Source organism: Klebsiella sp. RCJ4 (assembly GCF_009025755.1).
GTDB classification, from domain to species: domain Bacteria; phylum Pseudomonadota; class Gammaproteobacteria; order Enterobacterales; family Enterobacteriaceae; genus Klebsiella; species Klebsiella michiganensis.
This window is the reverse complement of record NZ_WCIN01000033.1, coordinates 36,524-51,082: the sequence shown is the minus strand read 5'-3', so window position 1 is coordinate 51,082 and position 14,559 is coordinate 36,524. Positions and strand designations below refer to the sequence as shown.

The following is a 14,559-nucleotide window of genomic DNA, read 5'->3' as shown; positions in this document are numbered from 1 at the left end:
GGGCTATGGCTGACTGGCATACGCGGGCCATTATCTATCAGATTGATTCAGCACTGTTTTACGATCTTAACGGCGATGGCTGCGGCGATATCGCCGGGATCGCGGCGAAGCTGCGCTATATTCGCCGACTGGGCGCGACGGTGATCTGGATAACGCCCTTCTACCTGACGCCGTTTCTGGATGAGGGTTACGATGTCAGCGACCATCTGCAGGTCGATCCGCGATTTGGTCAACTGGCGGATATCATTGCTTTTATCGAGCAGGCCCGCGAATTAGGCATGCAGGTTATTATTGAATTGCTGATCCAGCACACCTCCGACGCTCACCCCTGGTTTCAACAAGCGCGGCGCAGCCGTCGCTCGCCGTTCCGCGACTATTATCTGTGGGCAGATAGCGATGATGACAATACGCCGCCCATGTTTCCCGGCGTCGAAGAGAGCATCTGGTCGTGGGATGACGAAGCCGGGCAATATTTTCGCCATATGTTTTACCGCCATGAACCCGATCTCAATCTGGCCTCTCCCGCGGTGATCAAAGAGGTCGAAAATATCGTTATCTTTTGGCTGAAGCTGGGGGTTTCCGGCTTTCGTCTGGATGCCGCCTCGCATTTGACGAAACAGGCCGGACGCGGCGAGGAGAAACGCGGGCTATGGCTCCTGGAACATCTGCGTCGGCTGGTTGAACAACATAATCCGCAGGCCATACTGCTCGGCGAAGTCGACGTTGAGGTGGCGCAGTATCGCGACTATTTTGGCGATAATAACCGACTTAATATGGTACTTAACTTCTGGCTGAACAAATATTTTTACGTCAGCCTCGCCAGCCAGAGCGCCCGCCCGCTGATCGAGGCCATCAAGAAAATGGTAGTGCCTCCTGACGCCTGCTGCTTCGCAAACTGGCTGCGCAACCACGATGAACTGGATCTTGAAGGGATCGGTAACAAGAACAAGCAGACCGTGCTGGATGCCTTCGCGCCGGATAAGGAGATGAACGTTTATCAGCGCGGTATTCGCCGTCGGCTGGCGCCCATGCTGAACAGCGACCGGCGGCGGCTGGCGTTCTGTCATGCCGTGCTTTTTTCGCTGCCCGGCGTACCGATCATGCGCTACGGGGATGAGATCGGCATGGGTGACGACCTGGCGCTGGAAGAGCGCTACGCGGTGCGTACGCCGATGCAGTGGGCCGGTTCAGCGGGCGGCGGCTTCTCCGCAGCCGATCCGCAGACGTTTGTGGCTCCCATGATCGACCGGGGGCCGTTTCGCTATCAGAAAGTCAACGTCGCTGATTCCCTGCTGCACCGCCATTCTCTCCTGCACCGTATTATTGATATCGCCAATACGCGGTCAGAATTCCCGGAAATCGCCGTTGCGCCTTTCCGCATCATTAGCACCGATCGGCAGGCGATTCTCGGGATCTGCTACGATGACCGCGAGCGCAGCGTCATCGCCTTTCTTAATTTCAGTGATAAACCGCTGCGTTTTACCGCGAAAGGGATCTATGCGGCGGTGTGGACGCCCTGCCTGGCCGACAAAACCTACGCGGACGCGCTCACTCCCGGTAAGCACGCTAAGCTGGAGATTAGCGCATATGGCTATCGATGGTTCTGGACCAACAGTAGCGCGCTGCGTTAGCGTTTTTTACGCGAGATAAACCATTTTGCTAAAAGTACCCCCGCCGCTGCCGCGCCGCCCAGCAGCGCTTTTCCCGGCACGCCGGAAGTGATGGCGGTGGCGCGATATTTCGCCTCAGAGGAAAAACGCCCGTGCGTTTTATGCAATCCGCTGACCGGCTGTTCGAGATAGTCCTGACGGTCGTCGGCATTCAAGCGCCGGGTCATTTGCCCTTCCCACGCTTTTTTGACCATCAGCCGGTCAAGGAAGCCCGGGAAAAGAAATTGCCCAATAATGGACTGAATCGTGCTGCTCCCTACCCAGAGTTCGCGTACGGGCCGGCGCGCGACGTTGAAGATAGCCTGGGCGGCCACTTCCGGCTGAAATACCGGCGGCACCGGGCGCATCGCCCAGGCAAACTTATTGCGCGCCCACTCGAACTGCGGCGTATTCAGCCCCGGCATCTGTACCATCGCAATACTCACGCCGCTATTTTCATGCATCAGCTCCGTACGCACCGCATCGGTAAAACCCCGAATCGCGGCCTTTGCCCCGCAGTAGGCGGACTGTAGCGGAATGGAGCGATAGGCGAGCGCGGAGCCAACCTGGATAATCACTCCGCGATCCCGGGGCGTCATCAGCGCCAGCGCGGCGCGAGTCCCGTTGACGTAGCCGAGGTAGGTGACCTCGGTTACCCGTCTAAATTCGTCGTGGGTCATCGCTCTGAAAGGCGCCAGCACCGCACACATCGCGTTATTGACCCATACCTCGATAGCCCCGAGCCGATTTTCGATTTCGCCGGCGGCGGTCAAGAGCGCATCGGCATTTGCCACATCGGCCTGCACGGTATGCACCCGAACGCCGCAACGAAGGAGCTCCTGCTTCGTCGCCTCAAGGCTTCGGCCATCGCGGGCAATAATGCCGACGTCATAGCCTGCCCGCGCAAAGCGCAGGGCCGTTGCTTTACCGACTCCCGCAGTACCGCCAGTGATCGCCATGACTGCCATATAAACCTCCGTAATAAAAGCGTTATGCGCTCTGCCAGCCGGGCAGTTTCTCGATGAGCATCGCCAGTGAATAGCGTACGGCTTTCTCCACAACATCCTGGCACTCGCCGGAAAACAGCGTTTTATGCGCGTCGATACTGCCGCGAAAGTTCCACGCGAACCAGACGGTCCCCGCAGGCGTCCCGTCATCGCCGCCGTCCGGCCCCGCATATCCGCTAATGGCGATACTGATATCCGCCCCGGAACGCGCCAGCGCGCCGGTGGACATCTCTTCAACGGTCTGCCGACTGACGGCGCTATATTTTTCCAGCGTTGAGGCGTTGACGTCGAGAAGCTGCTGTTTCGCCCGATCGCTAAAAGTGATTAAGCCAATATCGTAGAATGCGGCCGTATCCGCTTCCGCGCACAGCGCTGCCGCCAGGCTACCGCCGGTGCAGGATTCCGCGGTGGTTAAGCGTAAACGACGGTCAATCAGCGCGCTGGCGACCTGTTTAGTCAGCTCGCCGGTGGTTTTCGCCTGGTTATAAGGGTTATTTGACATAAAAAGACCTTTTTAACTCTCAGCAGGAATAATAGAAATGTGGCCATTCCGTTCCAGTATGGCAAATTTGATTTTACTTAATTCCGTAAGACCCTGATTCTGCCGCGCGGCGACCAGAATATCATCACAGGAGACGTCCACTTTTTTCAGCTTGTCAATTAACGGCACGCCATTTTCGACTAAAATCACCGGGCAACCATCAAGCGCTGACTCTGCGCCAGCGGTATATTTCTTCATTAATCCGAAAAGCATATCCACGACCACCAGCGTCATAATCGTCAGCATTGCGCCGGTCACCGAAAAATCGTTCCCCAGCAGCGCCTGCTGGGTAGCCTCACTGATAATAAGTAATAAAATCAGATCAAAGCTGGTCATTTGTAATAGCGCCCGGCGGCCGGCGATTTTAAATACCACCAGCAAAATTAAATATATCGCTAACGCACGCAAGACCATCTCCATCGCATCCTCCTAAGGATAAATAAATTGCCAGAAGCGGATTTCGGGTTCGCCGTTTAGCTGCAAAGAGTGGTTCAACTTACCGGGGCGGGTTGGAGTAACGTAGAGCCATATAGAAAAATTATGCATGCTTTTCAGATCATTATAGACCAGAAAGAGCCGGTCGTTCTGACTGTACATCCTGTCTGGCCGGGGCCAGATACTGCCAGGTTCAAAAGAAGAGGTAAAATCACCGCCAAGGCTAAAAATATATTTATCCGCGACCCGCGGATGGGCGGTAATCTTTAGCCTGAATTCAGTTTGCAAACGACCGAAGCGGTCATAGGCCACCGTTAAATTGCGCTGCGCAGTTGTTTTTTCGGCAGTGCTAAAATATCCTCCAGAAAAGAGTCCCAAAAGGGCTGCCAGTATGATCGCCAATAATATTCCGAGGCCTATCTGGCGGGCAGCGCATTCAAAATTAAGAAAAAATTCGTTCTCTTTAATCCCGGGCAGCCTCTCTTTTTCACTTGCCATTTTTCACCTCACCGTTGCGCTTATTATCGGGGCGCCAGTTTAAGAAATAGCAACCCGGCTTAATATGTCAAGTTCGACGCGCTAAAGCCGGATTAATAGCAAAACGCGACATCTCGCTTGTTATTCGTTGAGCAGCATCAGCATCTGTCATACGGCGTAATGTTTGTGGACTTCATCAATATCGGTTATCGAAAAGATATCAATGCCGGTTCCCTGGGGACTATGCTCATGTGGAAAAATCTCACCGCACTATACCAAGAAGCCGCCGAGAATAATCTGAATCTGTACTACTCATATGGCATGATGTCAGGTGAATACAAAACCCGATGGTGTCACCCGGTTTCATTGGGACGATCAATCATCTGAATCCTGGTGGGGTCAATCCCCATCAGCTTTTTGTCATCTGCGTTATCCAGCCTGTTAAGTCGTTAATATGTATACCCCGAGGAAGAGGCGCGCCAGTAATTGGCCCTCTTCCTCATTTTGAACCACAATTATTGGGCCAGATTTCCGTTACCCGGAAATGATCTATCGTGGAGCTTTTCAACTGGCGGAAGGCCACCGACAACAAATGTGATAACAACAACGGCGGGTCAGTCATTATGAAGAAAATTGCCATTATCGGCGCAGGTCCAACCGGAATTTATACCCTGTTCTCATTACTCAAACAGGGCGAGCCGCTGGACGTGTCAATTTACGAGCAGGCCGAGGAAGCGGGCGTGGGCATGCCCTACAGCGATGAAGAGAATTCGCGCATGATGCTGGCCAATATCGCCAGCATTGAAATCCCCCCCATTCAGAGCAGCTATCTCGACTGGCTGAAAGCCCAGAGCCGGACCCGCCTTGCGCGCTACGGCGTGGATTACGACGCTTTGCACGATCGTCAATTTTTACCGCGCATCCTGCTGGGTGAATACTTTCGCGACCAGTTTCTTGCGCTGGTCGGAGAGGCCAGGGAGCAGGGCTTTCGCATCCGGGTCAATGAGTCCTGCCGGGTCAGCGACCTGCAGGCGACCGAAGAAGGGGTCAGACTGTGGGTTGAGGATGAGCCGGTCGCCGAAGCCTTTGACCTCGCGGTAATCGCCACCGGACACGTCTGGCCCGATGAAGAAGAGTCGACCCGCACCTGGTTTCCCAGCCCGTGGTCTGGCCTCATGGAGGCCAGCATTCCCCCCTGCCGGGTGGGCATTATGGGCACCTCGCTAAGCGGAATTGACGCCGCGATGGCCGTCGCCGTCCAGCACGGTCGGTTTATCGGGTCTGACGATGACGCCCTCGCCTTCAGGCTGGACGAGGCAAGCGAGGCGCTAAGCATCGTGCTGATGTCGCGCTCCGGCATTTTGCCGGAAGCGGATTTTTACTGCCCCATTCCCTGGGAGCCGCTGAGCATCGTCAGCGAAAGCGCGATGGAACAAGCCATCGCCGCGGGCAGCGACGGTCTGCTCGATCGCGTCTTTGAGCTGGTGGCGCAGGAAATCACGCTTGCCGACCCCCTATGGAGCGAAAATATCGCCCTTCACAGCCTTAACGCCGACAGCTTCAGCGAGGCGTGGTTTGCTAAACGCCAGCAGCATAATCCGTTCCACTGGGCGCTGGATAACCTTGAAGAAGTTGAGCGCAACAAGCGCGCGCGATATACGGTTCCCTGGCGCTACGCGATCCTGCGGCTGCATGAAGCCGTTCAGGCGATGGTGCCTCACCTTAATGACCATGACCGGGAGCGTTTCAAAAATGGCCTTGCGCGGGTCTTTATCGACTGTTATGCCGCCATTCCTTCGGAGTCCATCCGCCGGCTGCTGGCGCTGCGCGAAGCGGGCGTCATCAGTATTCTCGCCTTAGGGCATGACTATGAGATGGCGGTAGAGCAGGAAAAAACGGTGATTACCAGCGAACAAAATCGCTATACGTTTGATGTGTTTATTGATGCCAGAGGGCAAAAGCCTCTGAAAAATAAAGATCTTCCCTTCCCGCATTTAAGGGAGCAGCTGCTGGCGACCGGAGAAGAGATTCCTGATGTCGGTGACGACTATACGTTGCGGGAACCGCCCGAAGTACGGGGGCGCATCGCGTTCGCCGCCATTCCCTGGCTGATGCACGACCAGCCTTTCGTTCAGGGTATCACCGCCTGCGCGGAGATCGGCGCGGCGATAGCGAAAGCGATATCCCAGCCGGCAAGCCGCTCGCGCAGGCGTTTATCCCCGCTCGATCTGTAGGAAAGAAAAATAGCCGCCCGTTGACGGGCGGCTATTGTTAACGCTTTTCAGGCTGGGGATGCCAGGGATCTTTTTTATGATCTTCGCTGTCGTCTCTTTTACGCGGCACTTCCCCCTGCTCGCGCGGGTCCTCTTTCGACGGATGACGGCCCCGCTTATCCGGGTCGGCTGGATGCTGTACGGACATCAATTCCTCCTGCTTGAGCGGTTATTTCTGGATCCGGTCCACCCGCACTACCGGCGGCGTCATTTTTTTATCGAGGCTGCCGTTGATGCTGATCATCTGATCGGGCTTCACTTCGCGGCCATCAAAAACCGCGGCGGGGATAATCACTGCAATGGTGTCGGTTTTATCGCGAAAGCTGTAGCGGTCATTACCGTGCTGCTCGATAAGATTGCCGCGTAATGAGATGGTTGCCCCATCGTGCATTTCCAGGGCCTGGCGCACGGTCATAATTCGCCCGTCCTCCGTCCCGCGGTAGCCATCGTCAATTTTATGCGGCGGCGGCGGAGCGGCATCTTTTTTAAATCCCCCGTCATCCGCGGCATAAACGCCCTGAGCCATTAGCGCACAGAAAATAACGGACAGTAATTTTTTCATCAACCATACCTCCGGCATATTTTTGTCTTGTCTTAATAAGTCTGGTTGCTGATGTTCATTTTCACAAGTTCCGTACCTGATGAATCGCCCGGGAAATATTTTTTACGACTTCACCGCCCGCGTAAATATGCGCACCGGGCAGCATTAAAAAGGCGCTAAATATACCGTCGGGCTTGCGATAGAATAATCCTAAAATGCCAAACGCTGCTGGCGCCTCTCATTTTGAAAAGTTTCCCGGCAATCAGTAAATTACCGTTGGGAGAGGAATCAAAGCGCCAAAATTATAACAGCGAAGCCGTTCAATTATTCTTCAATATTCCACGGCAGGCTGACCAGGCAACTACGCTTACTCTTTTAACACGAGGAGGTCAGTATGAGCGACAACGCTAACAATACCGAGAAGTATCCCCGTCCCCCCTTTGTTGACCAGCCGCAATCGCCGCCGGGTCTTGCCGAAGAGATGAAGCCGCAGCCGGATCACGGTGAGCTGAGCTATGTCGGTTCCGGTCGGCTCGCCGGTAAGCGCGCCCTGATTACCGGCGGCGATTCCGGGATTGGGCGCGCGGTCGCGATCGCCTTCGCCCGCGAAGGCGCCGATGTGGCGATAAACTATCTGCCGGAAGAGGAGTCCGATGCGGAAACCGTAGTTGCCCTGATTCAGGCCGAAGGACGTAAAGCCGTCGCGATTCCGGGAGATGTGCGCGACGAATCCTTCTGCGAAACCCTGGTGGAACAGGCCGCCAGCGAACTCGGCGGGCTGGATATTCTGGTCAATAACGCCGGACGCCAGCAATATTGCGAATCACTGGAAGAACTCACCACCGCCGACTTTGACGCCACCTTCAAAACCAACGTTTATGCGGCCTTCTGGATCACCAAAGCCGCCCTGCGTCATCTTAAAGAACACAGCGCGATTATTAATACTTCATCCGTCCAGGCCTTTAAGCCGAGCCCCATCCTGCTGGACTACGCGCAAACCAAAGCCTGCCTGGTGGCGTTCACGAAATCGCTGGCCAAACAGCTGGGGCCGAAGGGTATCCGGGTAAACGCGGTCGCCCCCGGTCCCTACTGGACGGTGCTGCAGTCAAGCGGCGGCCAGCCGGATGAGAAGGTGCGTCAGTTCGGCGCCGATACGCCGCTGGGGCGTCCCGGGCAGCCGGTGGAGATTGCGCCGCTGTACGTTACCCTTGCCTCTGATGCCTGCTCCTTCACCTCCGGCCAGGTGTGGTGCTCCGACGGCGGCGACGGCGTGCTGTAAATCCCGCGCGGCGGCGCGCCCTCAGCGGTGCGCCGTCGTCTTAAGACAGGCGAGGTATTTCTGCGCTGAGTCTAAAACGATCTGCCGGGCATTTTTGGGGACGTTCTGCCCCTTAAAGGCGCCGTACAGCGCCCCGAAAGGCGTATCGCCCAGACGTTCAACGATCTTCTCCACGCTGGCGGCCGCCAACGGCAGCAAATTGGGATAGCTCCACATAAACGAAACGGCGCGCCCCCCCGGCGTCACCTGGATAATATCGCCCGCCAGCATAATACCGTCATCTTTCGCCCAGTGCAGAACGGTTCCTCCGGCGAAATGACCGCCCAGGCGCAGCAGCCGCACCGCCGGGAGGATCTCCAGCGCATCTCCTTCCCATAGCGTGATGGCCGGGCTATCGCGCATAATCCATTCGCGATCGCTGGCGTGGAGATAAATTCGCGCATTAAAGGCGTCGGCCCAGTCCTGCATCGTGGTGTAGTAATGAGGATGGGAGATGGCGATCGCGTTTATCCCGCCCAGGGCGGTAATCAGCGTTTTGCTGGCGGCATCAAGATTGGCGATGCAGTCCCAGAGAATATTCCCCTGCGGCGTTAGCAGCAGAAACGCGCGCTGATCGATTGCAAATTTCGGTACCGTCCTGACGCTCAACAGCCGATCGTTATGCTGCTGCCACGTATTCGTATGCGTCTCGGTCAGATCGTCTGGCTTGATCCAGACCTGCCCGCTGGCCGGGACGTACTGGCGTTCATCCTCACAGATACGACAATGGTTCAGGGTGTTGCCGCGATCGTCGTAGGACGTCCCGCAGGTTGCGCACAGCTTAATCATCACTTCTCCTTAAGAAATCATTCAGGAAGCCGTAATGAGTATGGCAGACAGGAAATTTATGGCAGGAGGTGAGCATCTCAGGGCTTCCGTGCCCTGAAAGAGAAGTTTATTCGAAATAAACGTCAGGGTTTTCCGACAGCGACACAAAGGTTTTGCTGTTTTTATCCAGCGCGCGAATGTCACCGCTTTCAATATCGTAGAACCAGCCGTGTAGACGCAACGTGCTATCCCGCAGACCCACGGCAACCGACGGGTGGGTTTTAATATTGTTCAGCTGGGCGATAACGTTTTCCTGCACCATACCGTTGACTTTATCGGTCTCGTTGGCCCAGGTTTTCTTCTCCACGACGGCTTTCGCCGCATCGGAGTAGCGCAGCCAGTGGGACACGGCAGGCATGGGGTCCAGGCACTGGCAGGTGGCGATGGCTTTCATCGCGCCGCAGTTGGAGTGGCCGCAAATGACGATATCGGTCACGCCCAGGGCCACGACGGCATACTCGATCGTCGCGGAAACCCCGCCCGGCTCAGGACCGAAAGAGGGCACGATATTCCCGGCGTTACGGATCACAAACAGCTGGCCCGGCTCCTGCTGGGTCACCAGCTCCGGCACCAGGCGGCTATCGGAACAAGAGATAAACAGCGCTTTAGGATTTTGGCTGGAGGCCAGGCTGCGGAAGAGCTCTTTACGTTGCGGGAAAATCTCTTTCTGGAAGTTGAGGAAGCCCTCAATGATATGTTGCATAGCAGTGTCTCTTTTCTCTGTTTTAATGACGATATGACAAAGATCACATTTAGCCAGTTTATCACCGACGCGCGAAATGGGAATCGTTATTCGAACAGGCGATGAAACATCGCGCCGTAAAGTCGGGTGACAGCACGCTAAAGATTGTTTATTTTTTGACGGTGAAACAATCATGAGCGGGAGCCGGATGCGACTTTAGCGCTCAACATCAACCAGGAGCGTTTATGTTTTTATCCAGCCTGATGGCCATTGCCGCCGTACTCATTATGGGCGTGATCAGCCCCGGCCCAAGCTTTATTTACGTGGCCCGCAACGCCGTTGCGCGCTCAAGGATGCATGGTCTGGTCACCGCGCTGGGAACCGGGACGCGGGCGGCTATCTTTTCGATTATGGCCATGATGGGGCTGCAAAAAGTGCTGACCGCGGTGCCGGAAATGTTTATTGGCCTGAAGGTCGCGGGCGGCCTCTATCTGCTCTGGCTGGGGTATAAAATCTACCGCGGCGCGGCGCAGCCGATGGATTTTGCGGCAGGCGGCATGGCGGCGGAACATTCCCTGCTGAAAACCTTCCGCGATGGCCTCTATACCCAGCTCAGCAACCCAAAAACGGCGCTGGTGTTCGCCTCTATTTTTACCGCCCTGCTGCCGGAGCGCATCCCGCTGGCCTTTTACTATATCGTGCCGCTGATGAGCTTCCTGATTGACGTCAGCTGGTATTCGCTGGTAGCCCTGGTGCTCTCTTCCGCGCGACCGCGCAGCGTCTACCTGCGCATGAAGCGTAAGATCGATATCGTCACCGCCACGGTGCTGGGCGCGCTCGGCCTGCGCCTGATTGCCACTTCGCTGTCAAAGTAGGCCAGCAAACCGTTTAAACGGTATAAATACGAATATCGTGTTCGCTAAACGCGTCGCGATATTCGCGACTGATATTCTCCTCGACCACCAGCACGTCAATGGCGCTGCTTTCGACCACCACAAAGCGCGCCACCGCAGGGATTTTGTCCGAGGTCAGGCCGACGATGATTTCGCTGCACTGTTTTATCACCGCTTTTTTAAATTCACAGTCGGCGTAGTCAAAGCCCGTCAGACCGGACTCAGGCGCCATGGCGCAGCCGCCGATAAATCCCTGATCGAAGAGCATGCCCTGAATCTGCGCCACGGCGGAGGCGCCCACGCAGCCGCCGCTGGCCCGCTGGATTTGACCGCCAAGCATCACCACATCATACAGCGGTTTTTTGAGCAGTACGGCAGCGATCTCGGGAGAATTCGTGACCACCGTTAACGCCAGCTCCGCCGGCAGCGCTTCCGCCATCGCCAGGTTGGTGGTGCCGGTATCGATAAAAATGCAGCCGCCGGGCTTCACCAGCTTTGCGCACTTCTGCGCGATCCTGCTTTTTGTCGCCGTATTTTTTTCTTTGCGCTCGCTATAGTCCCCCGCCTCCGGCAGGGTCATCACCGCGCCGCCGTAGACCTTTTTACAGTACCCTTCGCGGCTAAGTTCATGTAAATCACGGCGAATAGTATGCTCGGAGACGTTAAGCCGGCTGGCGAGTTCGGCGCAAACCACCCTGCCGTTCTCCTGCAGGATCTGGCAAATAAGCGCTTGTCGTTGTTTAGGAAAAGCAGCATAATCGAGCACAAATAACTCCTGATAAAATCTTTATCGAGCAACAAAGTGCATGATCGTGCATTCAGCCCCTGACTGTCAATACACCCTATAAAGAGGTTTGCTATGAAAATTGCCCACATCGCCCTATGGACCCGCCAGCTTGAGCAACAGGCCCGCTTTTGGGTGGCCTTCTTCGACGGCGAGATTAATGAGAAGTACTGCAGCCAAACCAACCCGGGCTTTGAGTCCTTTTTTGTCAAGATTGGCGACGGCATTGCCATTGAGCTGATGACCAAGCCGGGGCTTGTCGCGCAGACGGCGGATAACAACCACACCGGCTGGGTACACCTGGCGATTACCGTTGGCGGCTCTGAAAAGGTGGATATGCTGGCAAACCGCGCCGCTGCGCAGGGGATTCTGGTCTCGCCGCCGCGGACCACCGGCGATGGCTATTATGAAGCGGTGATTAAAGACCCCGATGGCAACCTGATTGAAATCGTCGCATAGTATCAGGCACTGACTCAACAGGAGACGCCCGTGGCCAACTATCGCGTAATCGACAAACAAAACTGGCCGCGAAAAGATCATTTTGATTTTTATCGCGGTTTTGCCAACCCCAGCTTTAATCTCTGCGTTCCTGTCGAGGCGCAGCGGCTATATGAGTGCGCGAAAGATCGCGGCGTCTCGTTTTTCCAGCTGGCGCTCTACGCCCTGGTTCGCGCGGCGAACGGGGTGCCGCAGCTGAAACAGCGGCTGCTGGGCGACGATATTATCGAATATGACCAGCTGGCAGTAATGACGCCGGTGATGACCGCCCAGGAAGGCTTTCGCCAGGTCTGGTGCGACAACGCCGCCGATTTTGCCGCCTTCAGCCATGCCGCCACGCCGAACATTGAAGCGGCGAAACATACCGCGCCGGCACCGCTTATCGTCAACGGCGAGAATTTCTTCTGCGCCAGCTGCCTGCCGTGGCTGCATTTCAGCGCCATCACCCACGCGGAGTATTACGTCGGCGCGGCGGTGCCCGCCCTCACCTGGGGCAAGCTGAAAAACGGCATTATCCCGGTGGCGGGCAAATTCAATCACGCCTTTGTTGACGGCCTGCACGCCAGCCGCTTCTTTGCCCGGGTCGAAGAGGGTTTCGCCGAGCCGGAGACCCTCTGGCAGACGCGATAAACATTTGGCTTACGTCACGGGGCTGCCCGCGATCGCCGCACGCTACATACTGCTTACCGCGGCATTGCGGCCGGATGGAAGCCCTCCCCCCTAAACAGCAGAGAATGCTGGTGCTTAGCGCAAAAATGACAGATTAATTCTGAATTATTGCTAATGCTAAATCGCTATAAGCCATAGCTTTTCGGTGTTAGACAGGGCGCGGTGCGCCTCTTATCTTTCGTCATGATTTGTAAATATTTTACGCAATTCTTTGATGAGGGAGCACTTTTGTCCAGACTACTGCACGGGTTAAAAACCAAACAGACGCGGTTCGCGCTTGCTCTGAAAATCGCGTTGCTCGGCGGCGCGGTGGCATTTTCTTCGGTCGCCATCGCCGACGACATTTTAAAAGAAGGGATCACCCCGGCCAGCGATGCCAGCCAGATCCCCGCGGCCGCGAAGCTGCGCAAAGATACCGTCGTGGCCGGCATCTCCGAGCCGCAGGGCATTTTTAACCCCTACTTCTTCGTCAACGGCTGGGATGAGAACGTCACCAACGTGATTTTCTCTCGCCTGATCGACTGGGACAGCCACGGCAATCTGGTGCCGGGTCTCGCCGAAAGCTGGACGGTGAGTCCGGATAACAAGGTCTACACCATCAAGCTGCGCCCCAACCTGACCTTTAGCGACGGTTCGCCGCTGACCGCCGACGATGTCGCCTTTACCCTTACCGTGCTGCTGGATCCGAAATACGACGGCGATACCGATATCACGCTCGCCAATATTGCCGGCGGCGCGGAGTACAAAGCGGCGAAAGCCGATAGCGTCAGCGGTTTGAAAGTGCTTGACCCCTTAACGCTGCAGGTGACCACCACCCAGCCGGGCGCGACGACGCTGGCAAAAATTGGCGGTCCGGTACTCTCCAGAGCCTATTACGGCAAAGGCTACCAGCGCGGCAATCTCGACTATCTGCGCACCCTGCACGGCAAACCGCTGGGCAACGGTCCTTACGTTTACGACAAATACATCCCCGGCCAGGAGATTCGTTTCCACGCCAACAGCCATTTTTATCGCGGTACGCCGCCCACTCCGCGCTTTATCTATCGCGTGACCAACCCGTCAACCAACTTCCAGCTCTTCCAGACGGGTGAAACCGACTACGACGCCTTTACCTCGCGTCCTGACGATATCGAACAGCTGAAAATGCTCGGCTTTGCCAACATCAACCTTTACGGCTCCAGCGACTACAGTCAGGTGGAATTTAACGTCCGCCGCCCGGCGCTGAAGGACGTGAAGGTACGCCAGGCGCTGATTTACGGCCTCGACCGCCAGAAGCTGATTGATGTGGTCTACCAGGGCTACGGCAAGGTGGCGATTGAGCCTATCGCGCCGATCTCCTGGGCATGGAACGCCGAGGGGGTGAACCCGTATCACTATGACCCGGCGCAGGCGAAAAAGCTGCTTGACGAAGCCGGCTGGAAACCGGGGCCGGACGGTATCCGCGTCAAAGAGGGCAAACGCCTGGAGTTAACGCTGCTGGTGAGCAAGAAAGTGCTCAACGATGCGCTGATCCCCATCGCCAAAGAGAACTGGCAGCAGATCGGCGTCCTGTTAAAACCGCAGGTCGTCGATTTCAACGCCCTGATGGCGCAGCGTAAGTCGGGTAATTACGATCTGGCGTCGTTCAGCACCAGTACCCTTAACGACCCGCATGATGGCGTGTGGGATTTTTACAGCGCGGAAGCGAAAGAGTCCGGCTATAACAACCCGCAGGTCGATAAGCTGATTACCGAAGGTAACTCGGTGCTCGAGGTCGAGAAACGTAAGCCTATCTACCACCAGCTGTATCAGGTACTGGCGCAGGACCCGCCGGTGATCCTTCTCGGCTACCGTGAAATTCTCTCGGCGAGCAGCGCCCGGGTCACCGGCTTCAAACCGGATATCTACAACGGCCTGACCGGCAGCCTGCCGGATGTCAAAATCGTTAAGTAAATCCCCGGCCGCCGGGATGACCGGCGGCTGAC

17 protein-coding genes are annotated in these 14,559 nt (G+C 56.2%); 8 read left to right on the top strand and 9 right to left on the bottom strand.

Translation table 11 applies throughout. The features are described 5' to 3' along the window. The first annotated feature begins 5 nt into the window (after positions 1-5). Positions 6-1,631, top strand: coding sequence for an alpha-amylase family protein (locus F8562_RS11370; RefSeq protein WP_014838675.1), 1,626 nt, complete (start codon positions 6-8; stop codon positions 1,629-1,631). On the opposite strand, the gene F8562_RS11365 is transcribed toward F8562_RS11370, so the two are convergent. From F8562_RS11365 to F8562_RS11350, 4 genes are read right to left on the bottom strand one after another with little or no spacing between them, the layout of a single operon-like run. Next, on the bottom strand, positions 1,628-2,617 hold the full coding sequence (locus F8562_RS11365; RefSeq protein ID WP_014229616.1) for an SDR family oxidoreductase: 990 nt from the start codon (positions 2,615-2,617) through the stop codon (positions 1,628-1,630). The two genes, F8562_RS11370 and F8562_RS11365, sit on opposite strands and share 4 nt — an antisense overlap. Positions 2,618-2,639: 22 nt before the next feature. Continuing rightward, the gene (locus F8562_RS11360; protein WP_009653693.1) at positions 2,640-3,158 is read right to left on the bottom strand and encodes a 2-oxo-tetronate isomerase; all 519 of its coding nucleotides are present in this window, start codon (positions 3,156-3,158) and stop codon (positions 2,640-2,642) included. Positions 3,159-3,170: 12 nt separating this feature from the next. Then, entirely contained in the window at positions 3,171-3,617 is a 447-nt protein-coding gene (locus F8562_RS11355; protein ID WP_094909302.1) for a DUF421 domain-containing protein, read from the bottom strand. A gap of 9 nt (positions 3,618-3,626) precedes the next feature. After that, entirely contained in the window at positions 3,627-4,130 is a 504-nt protein-coding gene (locus tag F8562_RS11350; RefSeq protein WP_014838676.1) for a hypothetical protein, read from the bottom strand. Positions 4,131-4,289: 159 nt separating this feature from the next. Here F8562_RS11350 and F8562_RS11345 point away from each other — a divergent pair, with 159 nt between their 5' ends. Beyond that, positions 4,290-4,496 (top strand): transcriptional regulator, encoded by a 207-nt coding sequence (locus F8562_RS11345; RefSeq protein WP_032719240.1) that lies wholly within the window; start codon positions 4,290-4,292, stop codon positions 4,494-4,496. Positions 4,497-4,732: 236 nt separating this feature from the next. Continuing rightward, the gene (locus F8562_RS11340) at positions 4,733-6,343 is read left to right on the top strand and encodes an FAD-NAD(P)-binding protein (RefSeq protein WP_042934363.1); all 1,611 of its coding nucleotides are present in this window, start codon (positions 4,733-4,735) and stop codon (positions 6,341-6,343) included. A gap of 37 nt (positions 6,344-6,380) precedes the next feature. Here F8562_RS11340 and F8562_RS29270 read toward each other — a convergent pair whose 3' ends face one another. Both F8562_RS29270 and F8562_RS11335 read right to left on the bottom strand, forming a co-directional pair. After that, positions 6,381-6,530 carry a hypothetical protein gene (locus F8562_RS29270; RefSeq protein WP_004851580.1) on the bottom strand — a complete coding sequence of 50 codons (150 nt, stop codon included), beginning with the start codon at positions 6,528-6,530 and terminating at the stop codon, positions 6,381-6,383. 21 nt (positions 6,531-6,551) lie between these two features. Further along, on the bottom strand, positions 6,552-6,944 hold the full coding sequence (locus F8562_RS11335) for a YdeI family stress tolerance OB fold protein (protein WP_014229620.1): 393 nt from the start codon (positions 6,942-6,944) through the stop codon (positions 6,552-6,554). A 373-nt stretch (positions 6,945-7,317) separates the two neighbouring features. Between F8562_RS11335 and F8562_RS11330 the strand changes: the two genes are divergently transcribed. Further along, positions 7,318-8,202, top strand: a complete 885-nt coding sequence (locus tag F8562_RS11330) for an SDR family oxidoreductase (protein WP_014229621.1) — start codon at positions 7,318-7,320, stop codon at positions 8,200-8,202. A gap of 21 nt (positions 8,203-8,223) precedes the next feature. Here the strand turns inward: F8562_RS11330 and F8562_RS11325 are convergent, their stop codons facing one another. Next, positions 8,224-9,030 (bottom strand): MBL fold metallo-hydrolase, encoded by an 807-nt coding sequence (locus F8562_RS11325; protein WP_014838678.1) that lies wholly within the window; start codon positions 9,028-9,030, stop codon positions 8,224-8,226. A gap of 106 nt (positions 9,031-9,136) precedes the next feature. Next, a complete protein-coding gene (locus F8562_RS11320) occupies positions 9,137-9,772 on the bottom strand; it encodes a carbonic anhydrase (protein WP_004119381.1) in 636 nt (211 codons plus the stop codon). 224 nt (positions 9,773-9,996) lie between these two features. Between F8562_RS11320 and F8562_RS11315 the strand changes: the two genes are divergently transcribed. Beyond that, positions 9,997-10,626, top strand: coding sequence for a LysE family translocator (locus tag F8562_RS11315; protein WP_094909301.1), 630 nt, complete (start codon positions 9,997-9,999; stop codon positions 10,624-10,626). 13 nt (positions 10,627-10,639) lie between these two features. Here F8562_RS11315 and F8562_RS11310 read toward each other — a convergent pair whose 3' ends face one another. Beyond that, a complete protein-coding gene (locus tag F8562_RS11310) occupies positions 10,640-11,410 on the bottom strand; it encodes a DeoR/GlpR family DNA-binding transcription regulator (RefSeq protein WP_004851588.1) in 771 nt (256 codons plus the stop codon). Positions 11,411-11,503: 93 nt separating this feature from the next. On the opposite strand from F8562_RS11310, the gene F8562_RS11305 reads away from it, so the two are divergent. The 3 genes from F8562_RS11305 to F8562_RS11295 all read left to right on the top strand — a co-directional run bounded on the left by F8562_RS11305 (position 11,504) and on the right by F8562_RS11295 (position 14,527). Beyond that, positions 11,504-11,887 (top strand): VOC family protein, encoded by a 384-nt coding sequence (locus F8562_RS11305; protein WP_014838679.1) that lies wholly within the window; start codon positions 11,504-11,506, stop codon positions 11,885-11,887. A 30-nt stretch (positions 11,888-11,917) separates the two neighbouring features. After that, entirely contained in the window at positions 11,918-12,556 is a 639-nt protein-coding gene (locus F8562_RS11300) for a CatA-like O-acetyltransferase, family 1 (protein ID WP_014838680.1), read from the top strand. A gap of 267 nt (positions 12,557-12,823) precedes the next feature. After that, complete coding sequence (locus F8562_RS11295; RefSeq protein WP_014838681.1) at positions 12,824-14,527, top strand: ABC transporter substrate-binding protein; 1,704 nt, start codon at positions 12,824-12,826, stop codon at positions 14,525-14,527. Positions 14,528-14,559 lie beyond the last annotated feature (32 nt).

Excerpts from the sequence above, each read along its gene's own strand:
- F8562_RS11305 (WP_014838679.1), top strand. The coding sequence starts at position 11,504 with ATGAAAATTGCCCACATCGCCCTATGGACCCGCCAGCTTGAGCAACAG.
- F8562_RS11325 (WP_014838678.1), bottom strand. The coding sequence starts at position 9,030 with ATGATTAAGCTGTGCGCAACCTGCGGGACGTCCTACGACGATCGCGGC.
- F8562_RS11335 (WP_014229620.1), bottom strand. The coding sequence starts at position 6,944 with ATGAAAAAATTACTGTCCGTTATTTTCTGTGCGCTAATGGCTCAGGGC.
- F8562_RS11340 (WP_042934363.1), top strand. The coding sequence starts at position 4,733 with ATGAAGAAAATTGCCATTATCGGCGCAGGTCCAACCGGAATTTATACC.
- F8562_RS11315 (WP_094909301.1), top strand. The coding sequence starts at position 9,997 with ATGTTTTTATCCAGCCTGATGGCCATTGCCGCCGTACTCATTATGGGC.
- F8562_RS11330 (WP_014229621.1), top strand. The coding sequence starts at position 7,318 with ATGAGCGACAACGCTAACAATACCGAGAAGTATCCCCGTCCCCCCTTT.
- F8562_RS11360 (WP_009653693.1), bottom strand. The coding sequence starts at position 3,158 with ATGTCAAATAACCCTTATAACCAGGCGAAAACCACCGGCGAGCTGACT.
- F8562_RS11370 (WP_014838675.1), top strand. The coding sequence starts at position 6 with ATGGCTGACTGGCATACGCGGGCCATTATCTATCAGATTGATTCAGCA.
- F8562_RS11320 (WP_004119381.1), bottom strand. The coding sequence starts at position 9,772 with ATGCAACATATCATTGAGGGCTTCCTCAACTTCCAGAAAGAGATTTTC.
- F8562_RS11355 (WP_094909302.1), bottom strand. The coding sequence starts at position 3,617 with ATGGAGATGGTCTTGCGTGCGTTAGCGATATATTTAATTTTGCTGGTG.
- F8562_RS11350 (WP_014838676.1), bottom strand. The coding sequence starts at position 4,130 with ATGGCAAGTGAAAAAGAGAGGCTGCCCGGGATTAAAGAGAACGAATTT.
- F8562_RS11345 (WP_032719240.1), top strand. The coding sequence starts at position 4,290 with ATGTTTGTGGACTTCATCAATATCGGTTATCGAAAAGATATCAATGCC.
- F8562_RS29270 (WP_004851580.1), bottom strand. The coding sequence starts at position 6,530 with ATGTCCGTACAGCATCCAGCCGACCCGGATAAGCGGGGCCGTCATCCG.
- F8562_RS11365 (WP_014229616.1), bottom strand. The coding sequence starts at position 2,617 with ATGGCAGTCATGGCGATCACTGGCGGTACTGCGGGAGTCGGTAAAGCA.